Source organism: Xylanimonas sp. McL0601 (genome assembly GCF_049852175.1).
Classification (GTDB): domain Bacteria; phylum Actinomycetota; class Actinomycetes; order Actinomycetales; family Cellulomonadaceae; genus Xylanimonas.
In genome coordinates this window covers 1,489,818-1,508,169 of the sequence record NZ_CP187527.1, presented here as the reverse complement: position 1 = coordinate 1,508,169, position 18,352 = coordinate 1,489,818, and the positions used below count along the sequence as shown (strand labels likewise).

The following is an 18,352-nucleotide window of genomic DNA, read 5'->3' as shown; positions in this document are numbered from 1 at the left end:
CTCCGTGGCCGCTGCCGCACCACCGGCGCCGAGGGAAGGGCGCTGAGTCCCGCCCACCCGTCGTACCGGCTGTCGTCGCCGGCGCGACGTCGAGCCATCATCGCCGCTGCGAGACCGAGGTCGTTCATCGCCATCACCTCTGATGCCGTGTGTTTCCGTCTATCTCACTTTTGATGGTAACCCCAAGGTGTGACCGACTACAATGCTTTAGGTGGTCACAGATTCGACACCGCGCCCCGAGGAACGCTGTCCTCGCGCGGTCGGGGGACATGTGGCGCTCGACCTGGTCAACACCGACGTCGACGCCCAGGGCGACCGGTCGACCGACGTGCTCCGCAACGCGACGGAGTTCCTCGCGTGGTGCGAGCACATCGGCGTGCCCGTTCCCGGCGCAGCTCCTCGCGACGCACGAGCGGTGACCGCGCCGGCCGCACGGCTGCGGACGGCGCTGCGTGCCGTCATCGAGGCGATGCTCGGAGGCCGGACGGCGCCGGCGGAGGCGCTCGCGACGCTACAGGCGGCATGCACGGACGCCATCACCCGGTCCCGTCCGGTGATCGAGGATCGCCGGCTCGTGTGGGAGCACGACGCCGCGGAGCCCACCTCTGTCGTCGACCGCCTCGCCCTCGCGGCCGTGGACCTCCTGCGCGAAGGACCCGTCGACCGGCTCAAGGCGTGCCCGTCCTGCGGCTTCCTCTTCCTGGACACGACCAAGAACCACAGCCGCCGCTGGTGCTCGATGGAGGACTGCGGCAAGGAGGAGAAGATGCGGCGGTACGTCGCCCGGCGGGCCGAGGCGCGCAGCCACCGCTGATCCCTGCCCGGCCAGGTTTCGTCCAGCCGGCACCCCGGTGGCGCGGAGGGTCTGCGACCTGACGTGCCGTGTTCATCGAGAGTTCCCTGTGCGGTCCCGGCAAGTCCATGTCCCGATGTGTGACTTGCCCACGGCAACCGATGCCGGACATACGGGCGAGAAGGCCGTTCCGGACTACGCCGGCCCGGAGCTGATGAACCGGTACACCTGGTACCCGTCGCACCACTGGACCGAGCCTTACCCGGGTGACGACCAGGTCTACGTGCCGCAGGACGTGCCGGGTGGCTACGTGCCCAGCGCCGAGGTCGACGGCTGACCTTGTCAGCCCGAGGTTGGCGAGGGCCCGCCGGGATCTCCGGTGGGCCCTCGTCGTGCGCGGCCTCGGGGCGGTCGGGCGCGCTCGTCGCGGCCTCGTCGGGGACGCGTCGTCGCCCGTAGGCTGACGCGATGACGAGTCGATGGGTGAACCGGCTGGTGGGCGCCGCGCGCGCGGTCCTGTCGGGCGGCGGGACGCGCACGTCGGGCGCCAGGACGCGCACGTCGGGCGGCGGGACGCGCACGCCGGGCGGTGGAGCGAGCGCCGGCGCGCGGACGCCGTCGGGCGGCTACCCGGGCGACTTCCGCGGCACGGTGCGCGCCGAGTACGCGCCCAACCCGGACGGCTCCCCCGACCCCGGCGAGATCGTCTGGACCTGGATCCCCTACGAGGAGGACCACGCCCGGGGCAAGGACAGGCCGGTGCTGCTCGTCGGGCACGACGGCGGGTGGCTGCTCGCACTGCAGCTCACCAGCAAGGACCACGACCGCGACGCCGCCCAGGAGGCGCGGGCCGGGCGGGTCTGGATGGACATCGGCTCGGGGCCCTGGGACCGGCAGGGGCGGCCCAGCGAGATCCGCCTCAACCGCGTGATCCGCGTCGCACCCGACGGCGTTCGACGCGAGGGTGCCGTCATGCCGAAGGCGCTGTTCCGGCAGGTCGTGCGGGCGATGGCGAAGGCGCGCGCCTGACCGTGCGGGCGGCTGAGCAGGTCGAAGCCGCGCGGGTCCTCTGTTACTCTTGGTGGCTGCGTGTCCGCCCAGGTCGGCGGGCACCGCTGCAGCTCCTCTCCAAGGGTTCCCCACCCCCAGTCCCGGAGCTGTGGCCGCCCTCTACGACCTATCCGCTCGCCGGCAGGCGAACACACCAGGAAGTCCACCAGTGGCAAACATCAAGTCCCAGATCAAGCGCATCAAGACGAACGAGAAGGCTCGTCTGCGCAACAAGGCCGTCAAGTCGGAGCTGAAGACGTACGTGCGCCGCGTGCGCGAGGCCGTCGCCGCCGGTGACAAGGAGGCCGCGAACGCCGCCGTCGCCGCCGCGTCGCGCAAGCTCGACAAGGCTGTCTCGAAGGGCGTCATCCACGCGAACCAGGCCGCGAACCGCAAGTCGGCCGTCGCGAAGCTGGTCAACGCTCTCTGAGCCTGGCCTGACGGCCCGCAAAGGCCCACAGCGTTCAGGGCGCCGCTCCCCCACCACGGGGGGCGGCGCCCTTCGCCGTCCCCCCAAGGCAACGAAGCGGAGTCGTGCTCGACCGCGGCGTGTGCGGCCGTGCGGTCAGCGGCGATCCGGGGTGCCGACCGCGCGGGCGATCGCCAGGACCGCCGTCTCCACCGCGTAGACCGGGTCACGGCCGGCGCCCTTGACGTCCGCGTCCGCCTGCGCGACGGCGGTGATCGCCGCGGCGAGCCCCTCGGGCGTCCAGCGCCGCAGGTCCTTCTGCGCGTTGCGCACCTGCCAGTCCTGCAGCCCCAGCTCGCGGGCCGTGACGGCGCCGCCGCGCACGGCGGCCACCTTGGCGAGAGTGCGAAGCCGCAGCGCCAGGGCCGCGACGAGCGGCACCGGGTCTGCGCCGGTCGCGAGGGCGTGCCGCAGGAGCGCGACGGCCCCGCCCGCATCCCCGGCGACGGCGGCGTCCGCCACCTTGAACCCGGTGGCCTCGACCCGGCCCCCGTAGTAGCGGTCGACGACGCCCGCCGTGATGGTGCCCGCGGTGTCGGAGAGGAGCTGGGAGACGGCGGACGCGAGCTCGCGCAGGTCGGCGCCGAGCGCGTCGATGAGGGCCCGCACCGCCTCGGGCTCCGCACGGCGGCGGGCGGCCCGCAGCTCGCGCGCGACGAACTCGGCCTTGTCCGCGTCGCGCGTGATCGCGTCGCACTGCAGCACGGGTGCCCCCGACCCGACGATCGCGTCGAGCATCTTCTTGCCGCGCTGCCCGCTGCCGTGCACGACGACGACGATCGTCTCCGGATCTGGGCTCGCCACGTGGTCGAGCACGTCGGCGTACAGCTCGTCCGTGCCCGCGTCGGCCGCCGTGACCACCACGATCTTGGCCTCGCCGAACAGCGACGGGCTCGCCGCGACCTGGAGCTGGCCGCCGCCGTAGACGCCGCCGTCGAGCTCGACCTTCTCCGTCTCCGGGTCGCGCTCGCGCGCGAGGGCGACCAACCCGTCGACGGCTCGCTCGCGCAACAGCTCCTCCGGCCCGCGCACCAGCACGACGGGCGCGAGCGTGGGCTCGTCCCACGAGCGGACGTTGCCGGCGGGCGGGCGGGCGCGGGCGCGGGAGGCGGGAGGCACGCGCCCACTCTGCCACGGGTCGCCGACGCCGCTGCCCCGGCGTGCGCGCTCAGGTGCACGCCAGGCCTACCCGGCCGCCTCGCACCACCAGGACGGCGGTCCCGCACTCGTCGGTGCGCACCGTCGTCGAGCCCACGCCTGCGTACAGGCCCAGCATCCGACCGGTCGGGTGGCCGTAGGTGTTGCCGGCGCCCACGCTGACGAGCGCGACGCGCGGGTGCAGCAGCCGGGCCAGCCCGGCCGACTGCGACGCCGACCCGTGGTGCGCCACCTTGACGACGTCGACGCCGTCGGCGACGCCGGGCGGTCCGCCGGTGCGCAGGGACGCCAGCAGCGCGTCCTGCCCCGGCTCCTCGAGATCGCCGAGCGCGACGAGGTCGAGCGCACCTCCCGGGCCGCGCGCGCTGAGCTCGAGCGCCAGGCTGCTGTCGTTGACGCCGTCGCCCTCGGCCGACGCACGGCCGACGGAGGAGTGCTGCGCACCGCCGGCGATGCCCGTGCCGAGCACGCGGACGTCGACCTGCCATGAGCCTGCCGCCAGGTGCACCGTCTCTCCCACGTCCGGGACCCTGGGAGGGACGCCGGCGGCCTGCAGCTCGGCGGCGGTCCGGCGGGCGTTCGCCGCGGGCTCGTCGAGCGGCGAGACCCACGCGGCGCGCACCTGCCGCCCCGCCAGCACGGCGGCGAGCCCACCCACGTGGTCGAGGTGGTCGTGCGTCAGCACCAGCAGGTCGACCCGGGTGACGCCCAGGCGGTCGAGGCACCGGCCGGCGGCGTCGCCCTCGGGGCCGACGTCGACGACGATCGCCGACGCCGGACCCGTCCGCACCGCGAGCGTGTCGCCCTGCCCGACGTCGCACGCGACGACCTGCCAGTCCGTCGGCACATCACCACGTGCTGGCGCGATGCGCACCACCGCCGCCGAAGCGCCTGCGACGACCACGAGGACGACCACGAGCACGCCGGATGCCATCCGGACGTCGCGGCCGGTCGTCGCGCCGCGTCGGAACCGCGTGATCGCGGCGCGGGCCGAGGCCCGGGTACCGCGCAACGCGCGTCTGCCGCTCTCGGACCAAGCCATAGGCCACCCGTCACCAGGCCCGCGGCGCAGCACCAGCACGAGCAGGGCCGCCGTCGCGGCGAGCAGCGCGAGCGCCCCCACCGCCCCGCCCGGCCACGGAAGTGCCGCTCCGGGCAGCGCCGCGCACCACCGGGCGACCGTCGCGATCCACCACGTCGCCCCGCCGGCGAGCCACGCGAGCGCCTGCGCCCCCGCCGGCCACCACGCCGCGGTCAGGGTCGCCGCGAGCCCGAGGATCGTCGCCGGTGCGACCGCGGGCGCAGCGAGCAGGTTGGCCAGGATCGACGTCGTCGGGACCGCCGGGGACAGCAGCACCAGCACAGGCCCACAGGCGAGCTGCGCGGCTATTGGCACGGCGAGCGCAAACGCAGCGCCCCGCCCCAGCCACGGCGCCAGGCGGCGCACGAGCGCCGGTGCGAGCAGCACGAGACCCATCGTCGCCGCGCACGACAGCGCGAACCCGAACGACCGCGCGAGCCACGGGTCCCCGCACAGGAGCACGGCAGCGCACGCCGCGAGCGACGGCATTGACGTGGCCGGCCTCCCCAGGACGAGGCCCAGCAGCGTCACTGCGCACATCGCCGCCGCACGCTGGACGCTCGGGTCGGGCCGCACCAGGAGCACGAACCCCGCCGCGACCACCGCCACGAGGGTCACGCGCACCGCGCGGGGCGCGCGCACCGCCCCGGCGAGCGCCGTGACCAGCGCGAGCACGATCGCGAAGTGCCCGCCCGAGACGGCGGTGAGGTGGGTCAGCCCGGTCGCGCGGAATGCCTCGGCGAGGTCGGCGGGGAGCCGGGACGTGTCGCCCACGGCGATGCCCGGCACGAGGCCCTGCGCCTGCGGCGACAGGTCTGCGGTGACGTCGAGCAGCGCGGCCCGCATCGCGTTCGTCGCGCGCACGGAGGCGGCCGGCGCGCGCACGATCTGCGCGGCCTCAGCCGCCGCGCGCGCCGACTCGGGAGCACCGTCCTCCGCGGGCGACAACCGCCCCCGCACGACGACGCGCGCCCCGTACGGCGGCGCCTGGGTCGCCGTCGTCACCTCGACCCGAGCGCTGACCCTCGACGTCACCGCGCGGGCGGTGAGCGAGTCGGCGGCGAGCACCCACGACTCCCCGGCGCCGAACGCCCCCGGCCCGCCGTCCGCGACCACGCGGCCGGTCAGGGTGGTGTCCGCCCGCTGGGCCGCGAGCGCCTCGACCGGTGCCCGCCCGACGGCGTGCACCCGGACCGAGAAGGCAACCGCGGCGACCACACCAAGGGCGAGCAACACGTGTGCGGCGACGCGCGCGACCCGGCGACGCTGCGTGCTCGGCGCGCCGGGCGCCCGGACGGGCCGCCCGTCCGCCGGACCGGCCAGAGCGAGCACGAGTGCAGCCCCGACCGCGCCCGCGGCCGCCACGGTGACCACCACGGGCGCCGCCCCTGTCCCGCCGGCCCCCGTGGTGAGCCCCCATGCGGCTGCCCACGCCGCGAGCGCCGCCGGGACGAGCCGCAGGTCCGTCGTCATGCGATCCCCTGGTCGCGCACCGCGCTGAGCACCGCCGGGGCGGGCCGCAGGCCCCCGGTCACACGGTCACCAGGTCGCGCACCTTGGCGAGCATCGCCGGCCCGATGCCGGCGACCTCGTCGAGCTCGTCGACGGACGCGAACGCCCCGTTCTGCTCCCGCCACGCGATGATCCGGTCGGCGAGCGCCGGGCCGATGCCGGGGAGCGTGTCGAGCGTCGTGACGTCGGCGGTGTTGAGGTCGACGAGCCCGCTCGCCGTGGTTCCTGCCGCACCGCCGGCCTCGGCGTCCGCAGGTGCGACCGGCACCGCCTCACCGGGCGCAGGCACGCGTAGCTGCTCGCCGTCGACCAGCAGCCGGGCGAGGTTGACCGCACCGAGATCGGCACCGTCGGTCGCCCCGCCGGCCGCCTCGACGGCGTCCGCGACGCGGGCGCCGGCGGGGAGCGTGAGGAGGCCCGGCTCGTGCACCTGGCCCACGACGTCGACGACGACGCCGGGCGCGGACGGCGAAGCAGCCGGGACCGGCGCAGGGCTCGGCCCGGCGACGGCCTCCGTCGGGACGACCGCCTGGTCGGCCCCCACCGAGCCCACCTCGCCCAGCGCCTCGACGCCCCCGCGCGGCCACGCCAGGACTCCCGCGAGCCCTGCCCCCACGAGAAGCACCGCGCACACCGCAACCAGCGCCGCGCGTGGGCCGAGGGCCCAGCGCCGCCCGCCGGCCACCTCGAGCTCGGTGTCGGCGCCGCCGGGGACGTGCCCCTGCAGCGCCGCGTAGGCCACGGCGGCGTGGCGCGCGGCCGCGGTCGCCTCGCGCCGGTCGGTGAGGCGTGCCCGCAGGTCGTCCGCGAGCTCCCCGTCCGCAGCGGGACCTGGAGTGCTGTCGGGTTCGGGTCCCGCCGGCGAGCTGCCGCCGCCGTCTGCCGATCGCCCGCCGACGGCCGGCGGATCGTCGCCGTCACCGTCGTCTGCCTGCCGCGCCGCCCGCAGCCTGCCGAGCGCCGCACCGAACGGCGCGCTCTCCCAGTCCTCGCTCACGGCCGCGACGCTAGGCCGCGCCTACGCCCGGCCGGGCCGCCCCCGGAGCCGGCCGGTGCACAACCGATCCGAGCAACCCCCTGGGGACAGCGTCAGTGCGAGTGTTTGCCCAGCTCCGCCACGACGACTGCCACCGCACCGGGCCCCGCGTGCGTGCCGAGCACAGCGCTCACCGGGGTGACGACGGGCACGACGCCGAGCAGCTCCTGGAGCCGTGCGGCGGCGCTCGCCGCCCGCTCCGGCGCGCCGAGGTGGTGCACCGCGACGCCCACCCGCTCCATCCCGGTGGCGTGCTCGACGGCGAGCGCGAGCATCCGCTCGAGCGCCGCCGAGCGCGTGCGGACCCGCTGCACGAGCCGCACCTGGCCGCCGTCGATCTCGAGGATCGGCCGCACGCCGAGCGCGGTGCCGAGTGCGGCGGCGCCGGCGGACAGGCGCCCGCCGCGGCGCAGGTGGTCCAGGGAGTCGACGAGGAAGAGCGTGCGGCTGGAGGCGGCGACGGCCGCGGCCCGGGCCGCGACGTGCTCGGCGCCGGCTCCGGCGGCCGCGCACTCCGCCGCGGCCAGCGCGGCGAACCCGAGGGCCATCGCGACCGTCCGCGAGTCGACGGCCCGCACGGCGAGCATGGCTCGCTGCCCGGCGTGCGCCGCGGCCGCGACCGTCCCTGACACGTCGCCCGACAGGTGCACCGACACGATCGTCCGGGCGCCGTCCTGCGCGAGCCGCCGGTAGGCGTCGGCGAAGTCCTCGGGCGAGGGCTGCGACGTCGTCAGCCGCTGTCCCGCCGCGATGCGGTCGGCGACCTGGGCGGGCGTGACGTCGACGCCCTCGCGCAGCTCGCCGTCGGGCGTCAGCACCCGCAGCGGGACGACGACGGGGCCACCCGCGGCGCCGTCGGCCTCTCCCCCGTGGGACGGCATGCAGGCCGTGGAGTCGGTGACGACCCGGACGGCAGGACGCTCGGCGGCGTCGCCCGCGGCCGGGGCCGGGGCGGCGTGGGGCACGAGGTGGGTCAGGCGCATGGCAGTGTCACCCTACCCAGCGACGGGCGCCGCAGGCGTCGATGAAGCCCGCGCCCGAGGCCACGGTCGACGCCGTCGTCGCTACCTCGCCCGGGCAGGCGCGCTCCTGCACCGCCGTCGACGGCGAGTCGGCGTTCGAGCTGCTCCAGTGGCTCATCCGCCTGGCAACGCACGACGGCGCCGCACCCCGCGAGGGATGCGGCGCCGTCCGCGCGCCGACGGACCGAGTGTCAGCGCGTCCCGTAGCGGCGTCGGAACTTCTCGACGCGCCCGGCGGTGTCCACGACGCGCGAGGCGCCCGTCCAGAACGGGTGGCTCGCCGCCGAGATCTCGACGTCCACGAGGGGCACGGTGCTTCCGCCGCCGAGCGTGGACCGGGTCGCGAACGTCGTCCCCGTGCTCCGGTCGCGGAAGACGACGGGGCCGTACGTGGGGTGGATGCCCTTCTTCATGTCAGCGCTCCTCACGGAAGTCGACGTGCTTGCGCACGACGGGGTCGAACTTGCGGATGACCAGGCGGTCGGGGTCGTTCCGGCGGTTCTTCCGGGTCACGTAGGTGAACCCGGTGCCGGCCATCGACTTGAGCTTCACGATCGGCCTGAGCTCGTTGCGAGCCATGCACCCTCCCTTGTTGAGAACCATTCGCATCAACGCATCGGGCGTCGCAGTATTCCCGTCGCGGCATCGGGCGGATCGGTGAACCATCGGGTCATGACCGCCTCCCTCCCCGACGGCTACCGCTACGAGAAGCTCGACGCGTCCCGCGTGCGCGACGTCCTCGACCTCGACACCTGGGCCTTCCCGAACAGCGCGTCGATCGACGACTTCCCCGCCGACACCTTCCCGCTGACCTGGGAACGCGCCGTCGGCGTCGTCGCCCCCGGCGCGCGACCGGGGGCGCTCGCGGCGGTCCACGCGTCCTACCCCTTCGCCCACTTCCCCGTCCCCGGCGGCGAGATCCCCACGGCCGGACTGACGTGGGTGGGCGTGCACCCGCAGCACCGCCGCCGCGGCATCCTCACCGCGATGATGGACCACCATCTCGCCCGGTGCGCCGACCGTGGCGAGCCCGTCTCCGCGCTCTACGCCGCCGAGTACGGCATCTACGGGCGGTTCGGCTACGGGCGCGCCGCCGACGACCTGCGCCTCGAGATCCCCCGCGGCGCCGCACTCCGCGACGTCGCCGGTGCCGAGGCCCACACCGTCCGCATCGAGCACGCCTCGCGCGCGGAGCACGGCGACCTGGTCGACCGGGTCCACCGCGCGGCCGGCCGCACCCCGTCGGGCGCAGCGGGCCTCAACCGCCCAGGCTGGGCGACCCGCGAGACGCCCGAGCTGCAGGCCGCCTTCTGGGACGACTCCCCCGTCTTCCGGTACGGGAAGGAGTCGCAGCGCATCGTCATCGTCGAGCGCGACGGCGAGCCCCGCGGCTACGCACGACTGCGCCGCACGCTCGAGTGGCACCACGCCGGCCCCGGCGGCCGCGTCGAGACGGGCGAAGTCGTCACGCTCGACGCCGCAGCCGCCCGCGCGCTCTGGGGCGTGCTGCTCGACCTCGACCTGTCGAGCGTCGTCGCGCCGTTCCTCGTCCCCGTCGACGACGTCGTCACCCAGCTGCTCGTCAACCGGCGCACCGCGGTGCCGCGCGTCGCGGACAACCTGTGGGTGCGCCTGGTCGACGTCGGGGCCGCGCTCGCCGGGCGCCGCTACGCCGCGGACGTCGACGTCGTCCTCGGCGTGCGCGATCGACGCCTGCCCGGGAACGCCGGGTCGTGGCGCCTGCAGGCGGCGTCGTTCGAGGAGGCGCGGTGCGAGCGCACCGACGCCGTGCCCGACCTCGAGCTCGACGTCGGCGAGCTCGGCGCCTCCTACCTGGGCGGGGTGACGCTCGCGGCGCTCGCGGCCGCGGGCCTCGTCGTCGAGCGGACGCCGGGCGCGCTCGCGCGGGCGAGCGCGGCGTTCACCTGGCCGGTCGCGCCGGCCTGCAGCTGGGTCTTCTGAGCGTCCGTCCGGCACAGCACGACGGCGCCGCACCCCGCGCAGGGTACGGCGCCGTCGCGCGTGCGGGACCGGCCGGTCAGTCCTCGACGGGACTGGGTGACACGTGCCAGATGCGGTCCAGGTAGTCCTGCATCGAGCGGTCCGAGGAGAAGAACCCGGAGCGGGCCACATTGAGCACCGTCGAGCGGCTCCAGGCGTCCTGGTCGCGGTAGGCCGTGTCCACGCGCTCCTGCGCGTCCATGTAGGACTGGAAGTCCGCGAGCACCATGAACCGGTCCTCGTAGAGCAGGTTCGAGACGATCGGCTCGAACGTGCTGCGGTCGCCGCCCGAGAACTCGCCCGACGCGATGAGGTCGAGCGTCCGGCGCAGCGACGAGTTCTGCTCGTAGTACGACGACGGGCGGTACCCGGCCTCCTGGATCGCGCTCGCCTCCGGCTCGGTGAGGCCGAACAGGAAGAAGTTGTCGTCGCCGACGAGCTGGCGGATCTCGACGTTCGCGCCGTCGTCCGTACCCACGGTCAGGGCGCCGTTGAGCGCAAACTTCATGTTGCCCGTGCCGGACGCCTCCTTGCCGGCGAGCGAGATCTGCTCGGACAGGTCGGCGGCCGGGACGAGCGTCTCGGCCACGGTCACGTTGTAGTTGGCCGGGAACGCGACGCGCAGGGCCTGGGACACCACCGGGTCCCCGTTCACGCAGGCACCGACGTGGTTGATGAGCGCGATGATCTCCTTGGCCATCTTGTAGCCGGGGGCGGCCTTCGCGCCGAAGACGACGGTGCGGTGCACCACCGAGGCCGGGTCGAGCTCACCCGAGCGCAGGCGGTCGTACGTCGAGACGACGTGCAGCACCTTGAGGAGCTGGCGCTTGTACTCGTGCAGGCGCTTGACCATGACGTCGAGCATCGTCTCGGGGTCGATGGCGATGCCGTCACGCTTCGCGAGCAGGTCGACGAGGCGGTCCTTGTTGGCCCGCTTGACCTCGCGGAACCGGCGGCGGAACTCGGCGTCGTCAGCCAGCGGCTCCAGCTCGCGCAGGCGTTCCAGGTCGGTGACCCAGCCGTCGCCGATGGCCTCGGTGATGAGGTTCGACAGACCCGGGTTGGACAGGCGGACGAACCGGCGCGGCGTCACGCCGTTGGTGACGTTGGTGAACTTCTCGGGCCAGAACGCCGCGAAGTCCTGCAGTACCTTGTCGCGCAGCAGCTGGCTGTGCAGCTCGGCGACGCCGTTGATCTTCGAGGTGCCGACGCTGGCGAGGAACGCCATGCGCACCGCGCGCTCGGGGTGCTCGGCGATGATCGACATGCGGCGCACCAGCATCTCGTCGTTGCCCAGCCGCTCGCGCACCTGGGCGAGGAACTCCTCGTTGATCCGGTAGATGATCTCCATGTGCCGCGGCAAGAGCCGCGACATGAGCTCGACGGGCCACACCTCGAGCGCCTCGGGCAGCAGCGTGTGGCACGTGTAGGCGAAGCACTGGCGCGTGATCTCCCACGCCTCGTCCCATGTCATGCCCTTGAGGTCCACGAGGATGCGCATCAGCTCGGGGATCGCGATCACGGGGTGCGTGTCGTTGAGCTGGAACGTGATGCGCTCGGGCAGATCGTGCAGGTCGAACCCGTCCTCGAGGAGGCGCTCGAAGAAGTCGTGCAGCGACGCCGCGACGAAGAAGTACTGCTGCTGGAGGCGCAGCTCCTTGCCCTGGGGCGTCGAGTCCTCCGGGTAGAGGACCTTGGTGATGTTCTCGGCGAAGGTCTGCGAGCGGACGGCCTCGGCGTAGTCGCCGTAGTTGAAGATCTTGAGGTCGAACGCGTGCGTGGCCCGGGCGCTCCACAGGCGCAGCGTGTTGACACGGCCGTTGAGGTAGCCGGGGACCATGTAGTTGTACGGGATGGCCAGGACGGACCAGCCGGGCACCCAGGTGATCTGCTCGGCGCCGTCGACCACCGTCTTCTCGGTGTGGCCGCCGAAGGAGATCTCGACCTCCTGCTCGGGGCGGGCGATCTCCCACGGCGAGCCGTTGTCGAGCCACGAGTCGGGCTCCTCGACCTGGCGGCCGTCGACGAACGTCTGGCGGAAGATGCCGTACTCGTAGCGGATGCCGTACCCGACGGCCGGGATGTTCATGGTCGCGAGGGAGTCGATGAAGCACGCGGCCAGGCGGCCCAGGCCGCCGTTGCCCAGGCCGGGCTCGACCTCGGCGGCGCGCAGCTCGTCGAGCGAGAGGCCCAGGCTGGTCAGCGCCTCCTCCGCCACGGCCTCGAGGCCCGACGCGATGAGCGCGTTGTCGAGCTGACGGCCGAGCAGGTACTCGGCGGAGAGGTAGGCGACGCCACGACCGGGATGGCGGAACTGCTGCGTCACGGTGCGGTTCCAGCGCGACATCAGGTACGAGCGCACGGTCCGGGCAAGGGCCAGGTACTTGTCGTTCGTCGAGGCACGCTCGAGCGTCGTGCCCTGCGTGTAGGTCAGCTCACGCAGGTACTGCCGTACGAAGCCCTCGACGGTGCGCTCCGGGCTGGCGATAAGCGGGGTGGTCTCGGTCACGCCTCGACACTACAAGCCGGTTCCCCACCCGGCAGCGGATGGCACCTTCCGCGCCGGTGACCTGCGCCGAAGGTCCGCCGCGCGCGGCTCGCGCAGTCGGCCTCGCCACGCCCGCCCGGCCACGGCTCAACCCCCGGCCGCAACCGCGACGCCGTCGTCGGGCAGCCCGACGACCGCCCGTGCCCGCGAGCGCCCCGTGGCGTCCTTGGTGACGACGTAGGAGGCGTCGACATGCGGCTCGAGCGCGCTCACCTTGTCGTTCGGCGCACCCACGACGAGCTGGAAGCCGAGCCCGCGCCACGCGCCGACGGCGCGGCCCGAGAACTGGGCGTCGGCCTTGATGAGGGCTTCGTCAAGGAAGACCGGGGCGTAGCGGGGGCGCTCGGCGCCGGCGTCGCCGAGCTGGTAGCGCAGTGCGGCGCCGACGATGAACGCGACGAGCTCCTGCGACTCACCGCCGGACTTCTCGCCGATATGGTCGTACAGCGCCACGTGGGTGCCCTCGAGGTCGACCTTCTCGGCCGAAAGGCGAACGTGCCGGCGGACGTCGACGAGGTCGGCCCTGTCGGGCGCGCCGGGGCGCAGCCGGTCGATGAGGCGCGCCATGCGCGCGTACCGGGCCTCGCGCTCGGCGTCCGAGGCCTGCGCCGAGAGCAGCTCGCGCACGTCGCGAAGCTCCTTGCGGAACCGGGAGACGAGCGCGGACTGGACCGGGCGGGCGTCGATCCGCAGCCGGTGGTGGTCGTCGGCGAACGGCAGCTCGGCGAGGATCCGGTTGACGGGGTCGATGCGTTCGGTGATCTCCCGCAGGGCCCGCGAGATCGTGCGCTCGAGGTCGGTGAGGTCGTCTCCCGACATCCGCAGGAGGCTGCGCCGCCAGTCGGCCGCGAGCTCGTGGAGGCGATCGGTCTCGAGCGTGGCCAGGATGCGTTCGTAGTCGGCGTACGACTGGTCGGGGTCGGTGCCGAGGTTCGGGTCGTCCCACTGGCGCTTGAACGCCTCGAAGAGCGTCCGGAGCGCCTCACAGCCCGTGTCGACGGCGGTCGCCGCCGTGTCGCGGTCGTGTCGCAGCCGCTCGCCCGTGCGCGCGACGACGGCGTCGAACGCCGCGAGCGCCGCCTGCGGGTCGCCGAGGTCGCCGCTCGGTGCGGGCGCGTCGGCCAGCACGTCGTCGAGGTACTCGCGCTGGCGTGGGCTCACGGTGTCACCGCGGTCGTCGGCGGCGTCGAGCACGCCCTGCGCCGCGTCGACGTCGGCGCTGACCTGCTCCCACCGTGTGTGCAGCTCGCGCGCCCTTCCCTTGGCCAGCCCGAGCTCCTCGGTGAGCGCGCCCACGCGCGCGTCGAGGGCTTCAGCGCGGCTTCGCAGGTCGTCGAGCTCGGGGTTGTCGGCGCGCGCCTGCGTGATGACGTCCGCCCAGCGTGCGCACGCGGCCTGCGCGGCGTCGACGTCGACGGCGTCCCACGCCAGCTCGGTGACGACGCGCGCGGCGCCGGCCTGCTCCTCGACGGCTTCGAGGCGCAGCGCGGCACCGCGGAACGCCTCCGCCGCGACGCGCACCGCGTCGGTCGCGGCGTCGATCGCGCGCCCCAGCTCGCTCAGCCGGCGGGTGTTGGTGAACCCGAGCACGTTCGCGCGGCCCTGGCCGCCGTGGGCGCCACGCGACCCCTCGGACGTCTGGCCCGCACGGGTCAGCGCCTTGGCGTGGCGCGCGAGGTCGCCGGCCGCGTCGACGCACACGAAGGCGTAGCGCTCCGCGAGGTGCTCGCGGAGCCAGCCCTCGAACGGGCTGCGCGCGTGCTCAAGGCGGCCGGGCAGCGTCGACGGGTCCGGTCGTGTCTGGCTCGTGAGGCCCGTGGGGACGCCCTCGAAGCGCAGGCGCACGGCGGACGGCACCTCGTCGATCGCCGCCCGGAACCGCGCCAGGTGCGCGGCGTCGAGCAGCAGCGTGGTCGCGAAGCCACCCAGGGCCAGGTCGAAGGCGTCGCGCCACTGCTCGTGCTCGGTGCGCACCTCGAGAAGCTCGGCGACGAACGGAAGGTCGTCGACGGCGAGCCCCGCGGCGTGCGCGAGGGCGACGCGGGCGCGATGGAGCGGGTCGGGGACGTTGCCGCGCCGCGCGGCGAGCGAGTCACGCTCGGCCGTCAGGTCCTTCTGCGCGCGCTCGGCCGCGACCTGCGCGTCGCGGGCCCGGTCGCGCGCCTCGAACGCCGCGTGCCGGTCCTTGTGGCCGGCGAGCCGCGCTTGGGACGCGGCCGCGAGCCGCTCGAAGTCGGACTTCCCCGAGACGCTCGCCCCCAGGACCTCGAGCGCGCTGTCGAGGCGTGCGCGCTGGCGACGCACCTCGGCGAGCTGGGCCTCTGCCCGGGACAGCTCGCCCTCGGCCTGGTGCAGCCGCTCGCCGCCCGAGGCCCACAGCTGGTGCCGGATGGCGTCGAGCTCGGCCTTGCCGGCCTTGGCAGCGGCGTCGAGCTCGCGCACCCGGTCGGCCGCCGCGCGCGAGCGGCCGCGCACGTCGTCTTCGAGGCCGCGCAGCAGGACGGTGCGCCGCTCGGCCCGCCAGAGGCCCACCGGCGACGTGTCGTCGTCCGGCCGCCCGACGCCGTCGATGACGGCGAGCCGGTCACGCGCAGTGTCGACCGTTGCGCGGTGTCCCCGGATCGGGCCGAGCACCCGGACCTGCGCCTGCGCGGTGAGCATCTGCTCACGCGTGCCCGCGAGCTCGTCGAAGTGCTCGACGACGTCGTCCGCCTTGACGAGCGTCTCGGGCTCCTCGAGCACCATGGACTTGTAGAGCGCGTCGACGGTGGTGATCTGCTGGCCGGCCTGGATGCGCGCGAGGAGTCCGACCGCCTTGTCACCACCGCCCTCCGCCCCGATGCCGAGGCTCGAGTACAGCCGCGCAGCGAACTCGCGATCGGTGTCAAAGCACGTCAGCCCCAGGGCGGTGAGGCTCGGGCGCGAGAACCGCTGCTCGGCTGCCGGGACGAGATCGCGCAGGTCGAGCCAGCCGGCCACCGTCGCTCGCACCGGAGTGAGCGCGTCCATCGTCGTGGCCCCGGCGGGCACGTACCAGGCGCGCACGGCCGTCAGCTCGGTCCCCGACTGGTCGGCCCACGTCATGGCGATCGCGGTCCACGTGTCCCGGCCGTCGCCACGGAGCACACGCTCGCGCGTGCCGTCGGCAGTGCGGGACTCGTCGAGCTTGCCACGCGCGTACGAGATGACGTTGCGCTGGTCCTTGCCGCGCGGGCGCCCGACGACGCCGCCGTTGGACGCACCGTTGAACGGCGTCGTGTGCGGCATGAGCAGCGCGATGTACGCGTCCATCAGGGTGGACTTGCCCGCGCCGGAGCCGCCGGCGAGCAGCGTCGCCGTCGAGGCGAGCCGCACCCGCTGGGGACCGTCGAAGCCACCCCAGTTGACCACCTGCAGGTCCCGGGCGACCCACTGCTGCCCCGTCGAGGCGGCGGGGATGAGCCCGAAGAGGGTGTCGACCATCGTCATTCGTCGTCCTCCTCGTTCTCGGGCGCGGCATCGCCCGGCGCGGCCTCGTCGTCGGGCACCGCGGCGCTCCCGACCACGGGCCGCCCCCCGCCCCGGAGCCAGTCCGCGAGCTCCGCCAGGCGGTCGACCGGGAGCACGACCTCGACCAGCGCGGTGATGCGGTACCGGCCGAGGGTCTCCTCCACGAGGAAGCCCTCCGTGACCAGCCGCGCGATCGCGCCGCGCACCTCGCGCTGACGCGCGGCGACGTTGGTCTCGGCAGGGTCCATGTAGCTGAGCACCCACTGCTCGAGCTCCTCGGCGTCGACCCGCGCGGCGACCTCGCCCGCGCGGCTCTCCGCCTGGTGCAAGGTGCGCAGCTGGACGAGCAGCACCGTCTCGACGCGCGTGTACGGCTCGTCGCGCAGCAGGATCGGGATGTCGACCTCGCCGGTGCGGACCTGTCGCTTGTACGCGATGCCGCGGTCGCGGTCGACCACGAGCGTGACGAACACGTCGTGCAGCCGCGACTCGATGATCGTCTGGTGCTCGAGCAGCGCCTGCCATCGCTCCGGGGTGCGCTCGGCCGACAGGAAGCGGCGACGCAGCAGGTCCACGAGGACCACCCGGGCGGCGGGGTCGAGCGTCCCGGTGTCCCCGGAGAACAGCTCGGTCGGGTCGGACTCCATCGCCACGGGCGCGATGAAGCCGTCCGGTTCCATGGCGCGCGCCGGCTCGAGGTCGTCGGTCATCGGTTCCCTCCCGGGTCACCGGAGGTGGTCAGGTCATGGTGGGGCGCGAGCGTGACGCCCTCGAAGGCGAGGCGCCGTCGGCTGCCGTCGGGGCGGACGGCCTCGACGACGACGACCTCGTCCCGGTCGACGAGGCCCTCGCGTGCGCCGAGCTCGAGCAGGCCGACAAGGTCGACGGGCCGGCGTACGTGCACGTCCGCCGCCGAGAACACGGCGGCAAGGTCGTCGTCCCTTCCCGGGGCCGCCAGCATCGCGGCAAGCTCCGCGTACCGCGGACCGCCCCACGCCTGAGCGCCCTCGAGCGACGCGGCCTCGCCCTCGTCGTCCCACACGGTGAGCGGCTGCGGCCCGTCCGCCGGGCTCAGGTCGGCGAGCGTGGAGCGCAGCCGCCCGACCCCGGCCCGCGGCAGCCGGCGCAACGGGTCGACCGGCTGGGCCCGCCGCGTCGTCGGCATCCAGGCGCCGAGCGCCGCGATGACGTCGCGCAGCAGGTCGTCGACCTGCCGGTCACGTAACGGGTCGTGGTGGCGCACCTGCGTCGCGATGACCCGCGATGCCTGGCGCTGCGCGGTCAGCACGTCCGCGAAGCCCTGTTCGATGCGCTGGGTGATCGCTCCCAGCTCCGCACGCTGCTGCGCGGGAAGCCGCGCGGCGAACGGGTGCCGCAGCACGACGTCGAGCGAGCCGGCGAGCTGGTCGAGGCGCAGCGGGTCGTCCAGCAGGCTCTTGGCACCCGCGAACGCGCGACCCTCCGCCGTCGACTCCATCAGGTGCTCGGCACGCTCGAGGTAGTCGCGCAGCACCTCGCCCGTGGGACGGGCGTCCTGCCGCAGCGCGGTCACCGTCTCGCGCTGGATGGCCTTGATCGACTCGGCGACGCGGGCGAAGTCGGCCGGCAGCTCGCGCACGAGCAGCAGGACGGTCTCCGCCTCCTCGAGCAGCTGCTCGTCGTTGACCGGCTCGACGACTCCGTCGCGCTCCAGCTTCGCCCGCTCGGCCGCGCGCTGGTCGATCTCGCGCGTGAGGCGGGCGATCCGGGCGAAGACGTCCGGGTCCGCGTCGTCGGCCAGCCGCTCGACCGACTCGAGCAGCGTGAGCACGCGCGAGCGGCTCACGCGCGCACGCCCGCCGCCGGCGCGCCCAGCGATCTCGAGCGCGCCGACGGCGTGAGCGGACAGCCGGTAGGTCTCGGCGTCGTCGTCGTCCACCTGGCGCACCAGCCAGCCCGCCTCGACCCACGCCCGGCACAGCTCGCGGGCCGGGCGGTCGGGCAGCTCCTCGTACCCCGCGGCACGCAGCTGCGCGACGCCGTCGGCGACCTCCGTGTGCGCGTCCGCGACCTGCACGATCGCGCGGTCCGGCCGGAAGACGCTCGAGAGCAGCGCGACGACCAGCGGGGCGTCGCGCCTGTGCAGCAGTGCGAGCATGGGGCTGCGGAAGGCCCGCAGCGCGCCCGAGTAGGCGCCCTCGACGCGGCTCATCC

The 18,352-nt window shown here is 74.5% G+C and carries 16 protein-coding genes; 5 read left to right on the top strand and 11 right to left on the bottom strand.

The window, feature by feature from the left end:
* Positions 1–271: 271 nt before the first annotated feature.
* From ACO4JP_RS06855 to rpsT, 4 genes are all read left to right on the top strand, one after another.
* Positions 272–814, top strand: a complete 543-nt coding sequence (locus ACO4JP_RS06855) for a CGNR zinc finger domain-containing protein (protein ID WP_425956631.1) — start codon at positions 272–274, stop codon at positions 812–814.
* Between the two features lie 193 nt (positions 815–1,007).
* Positions 1,008–1,130, top strand: coding sequence for a hypothetical protein (locus ACO4JP_RS06850; protein ID WP_425956630.1), 123 nt, complete (start codon positions 1,008–1,010; stop codon positions 1,128–1,130).
* A gap of 131 nt (positions 1,131–1,261) precedes the next feature.
* The gene (locus tag ACO4JP_RS06845; RefSeq protein ID WP_425956629.1) at positions 1,262–1,822 is read left to right on the top strand and encodes a type II toxin-antitoxin system PemK/MazF family toxin; all 561 of its coding nucleotides are present in this window, start codon (positions 1,262–1,264) and stop codon (positions 1,820–1,822) included.
* A gap of 190 nt (positions 1,823–2,012) precedes the next feature.
* A complete protein-coding gene (gene rpsT, locus ACO4JP_RS06840; RefSeq protein ID WP_425956628.1) occupies positions 2,013–2,273 on the top strand; it encodes a 30S ribosomal protein S20 in 261 nt (86 codons plus the stop codon).
* Positions 2,274–2,408: 135 nt separating this feature from the next.
* Here the strand turns inward: rpsT and holA are convergent, their stop codons facing one another.
* The 7 genes from holA to rpmG form a co-directional block, all read right to left on the bottom strand.
* On the bottom strand, positions 2,409–3,431 hold the full coding sequence (gene holA, locus ACO4JP_RS06835) for a DNA polymerase III subunit delta (RefSeq protein ID WP_425956627.1): 1,023 nt from the start codon (positions 3,429–3,431) through the stop codon (positions 2,409–2,411).
* A gap of 49 nt (positions 3,432–3,480) precedes the next feature.
* Positions 3,481–6,024 (bottom strand): ComEC/Rec2 family competence protein, encoded by a 2,544-nt coding sequence (locus tag ACO4JP_RS06830; RefSeq protein ID WP_425956626.1) that lies wholly within the window; start codon positions 6,022–6,024, stop codon positions 3,481–3,483.
* 58 nt (positions 6,025–6,082) lie between these two features.
* Entirely contained in the window at positions 6,083–7,060 is a 978-nt protein-coding gene (locus tag ACO4JP_RS06825; protein ID WP_425956625.1) for a helix-hairpin-helix domain-containing protein, read from the bottom strand.
* Between the two features lie 92 nt (positions 7,061–7,152).
* On the bottom strand, positions 7,153–8,082 hold the full coding sequence (locus ACO4JP_RS06820; RefSeq protein ID WP_425956624.1) for a DegV family protein: 930 nt from the start codon (positions 8,080–8,082) through the stop codon (positions 7,153–7,155).
* Between the two features lie 7 nt (positions 8,083–8,089).
* The gene (locus ACO4JP_RS06815) at positions 8,090–8,239 is read right to left on the bottom strand and encodes a hypothetical protein (protein WP_425956623.1); all 150 of its coding nucleotides are present in this window, start codon (positions 8,237–8,239) and stop codon (positions 8,090–8,092) included.
* 73 nt (positions 8,240–8,312) lie between these two features.
* The gene (locus ACO4JP_RS06810; protein WP_425956622.1) at positions 8,313–8,534 is read right to left on the bottom strand and encodes a type B 50S ribosomal protein L31; all 222 of its coding nucleotides are present in this window, start codon (positions 8,532–8,534) and stop codon (positions 8,313–8,315) included.
* 1 nt (position 8,535) lies between these two features.
* The gene (gene rpmG, locus ACO4JP_RS06805; RefSeq protein ID WP_425956621.1) at positions 8,536–8,700 is read right to left on the bottom strand and encodes a 50S ribosomal protein L33; all 165 of its coding nucleotides are present in this window, start codon (positions 8,698–8,700) and stop codon (positions 8,536–8,538) included.
* 93 nt (positions 8,701–8,793) lie between these two features.
* Between rpmG and ACO4JP_RS06800 the strand changes: the two genes are divergently transcribed.
* Positions 8,794–10,083, top strand: coding sequence for a GNAT family N-acetyltransferase (locus ACO4JP_RS06800; protein WP_425956620.1), 1,290 nt, complete (start codon positions 8,794–8,796; stop codon positions 10,081–10,083).
* Positions 10,084–10,159: 76 nt separating this feature from the next.
* Here ACO4JP_RS06800 and ACO4JP_RS06795 read toward each other — a convergent pair whose 3' ends face one another.
* From ACO4JP_RS06795 to ACO4JP_RS06780, 4 genes are all read right to left on the bottom strand, one after another.
* Positions 10,160–12,631 carry a glycogen/starch/alpha-glucan phosphorylase gene (locus ACO4JP_RS06795; protein ID WP_425956619.1) on the bottom strand — a complete coding sequence of 824 codons (2,472 nt, stop codon included), beginning with the start codon at positions 12,629–12,631 and terminating at the stop codon, positions 10,160–10,162.
* A gap of 126 nt (positions 12,632–12,757) precedes the next feature.
* On the bottom strand, positions 12,758–16,138 hold the full coding sequence (locus tag ACO4JP_RS06790) for an ATP-binding protein (protein WP_425956618.1): 3,381 nt from the start codon (positions 16,136–16,138) through the stop codon (positions 12,758–12,760).
* Positions 16,135–16,869, bottom strand: coding sequence for a DUF4194 domain-containing protein (locus ACO4JP_RS06785; protein ID WP_425956617.1), 735 nt, complete (start codon positions 16,867–16,869; stop codon positions 16,135–16,137). The genes ACO4JP_RS06790 and ACO4JP_RS06785 overlap by 4 nt, the downstream gene beginning before the upstream one ends.
* Complete coding sequence (locus ACO4JP_RS06780) at positions 16,866–18,350, bottom strand: DUF3375 domain-containing protein (RefSeq protein WP_425956616.1); 1,485 nt, start codon at positions 18,348–18,350, stop codon at positions 16,866–16,868. The genes ACO4JP_RS06785 and ACO4JP_RS06780 overlap by 4 nt, the downstream gene beginning before the upstream one ends.
* Positions 18,351–18,352 lie beyond the last annotated feature (2 nt).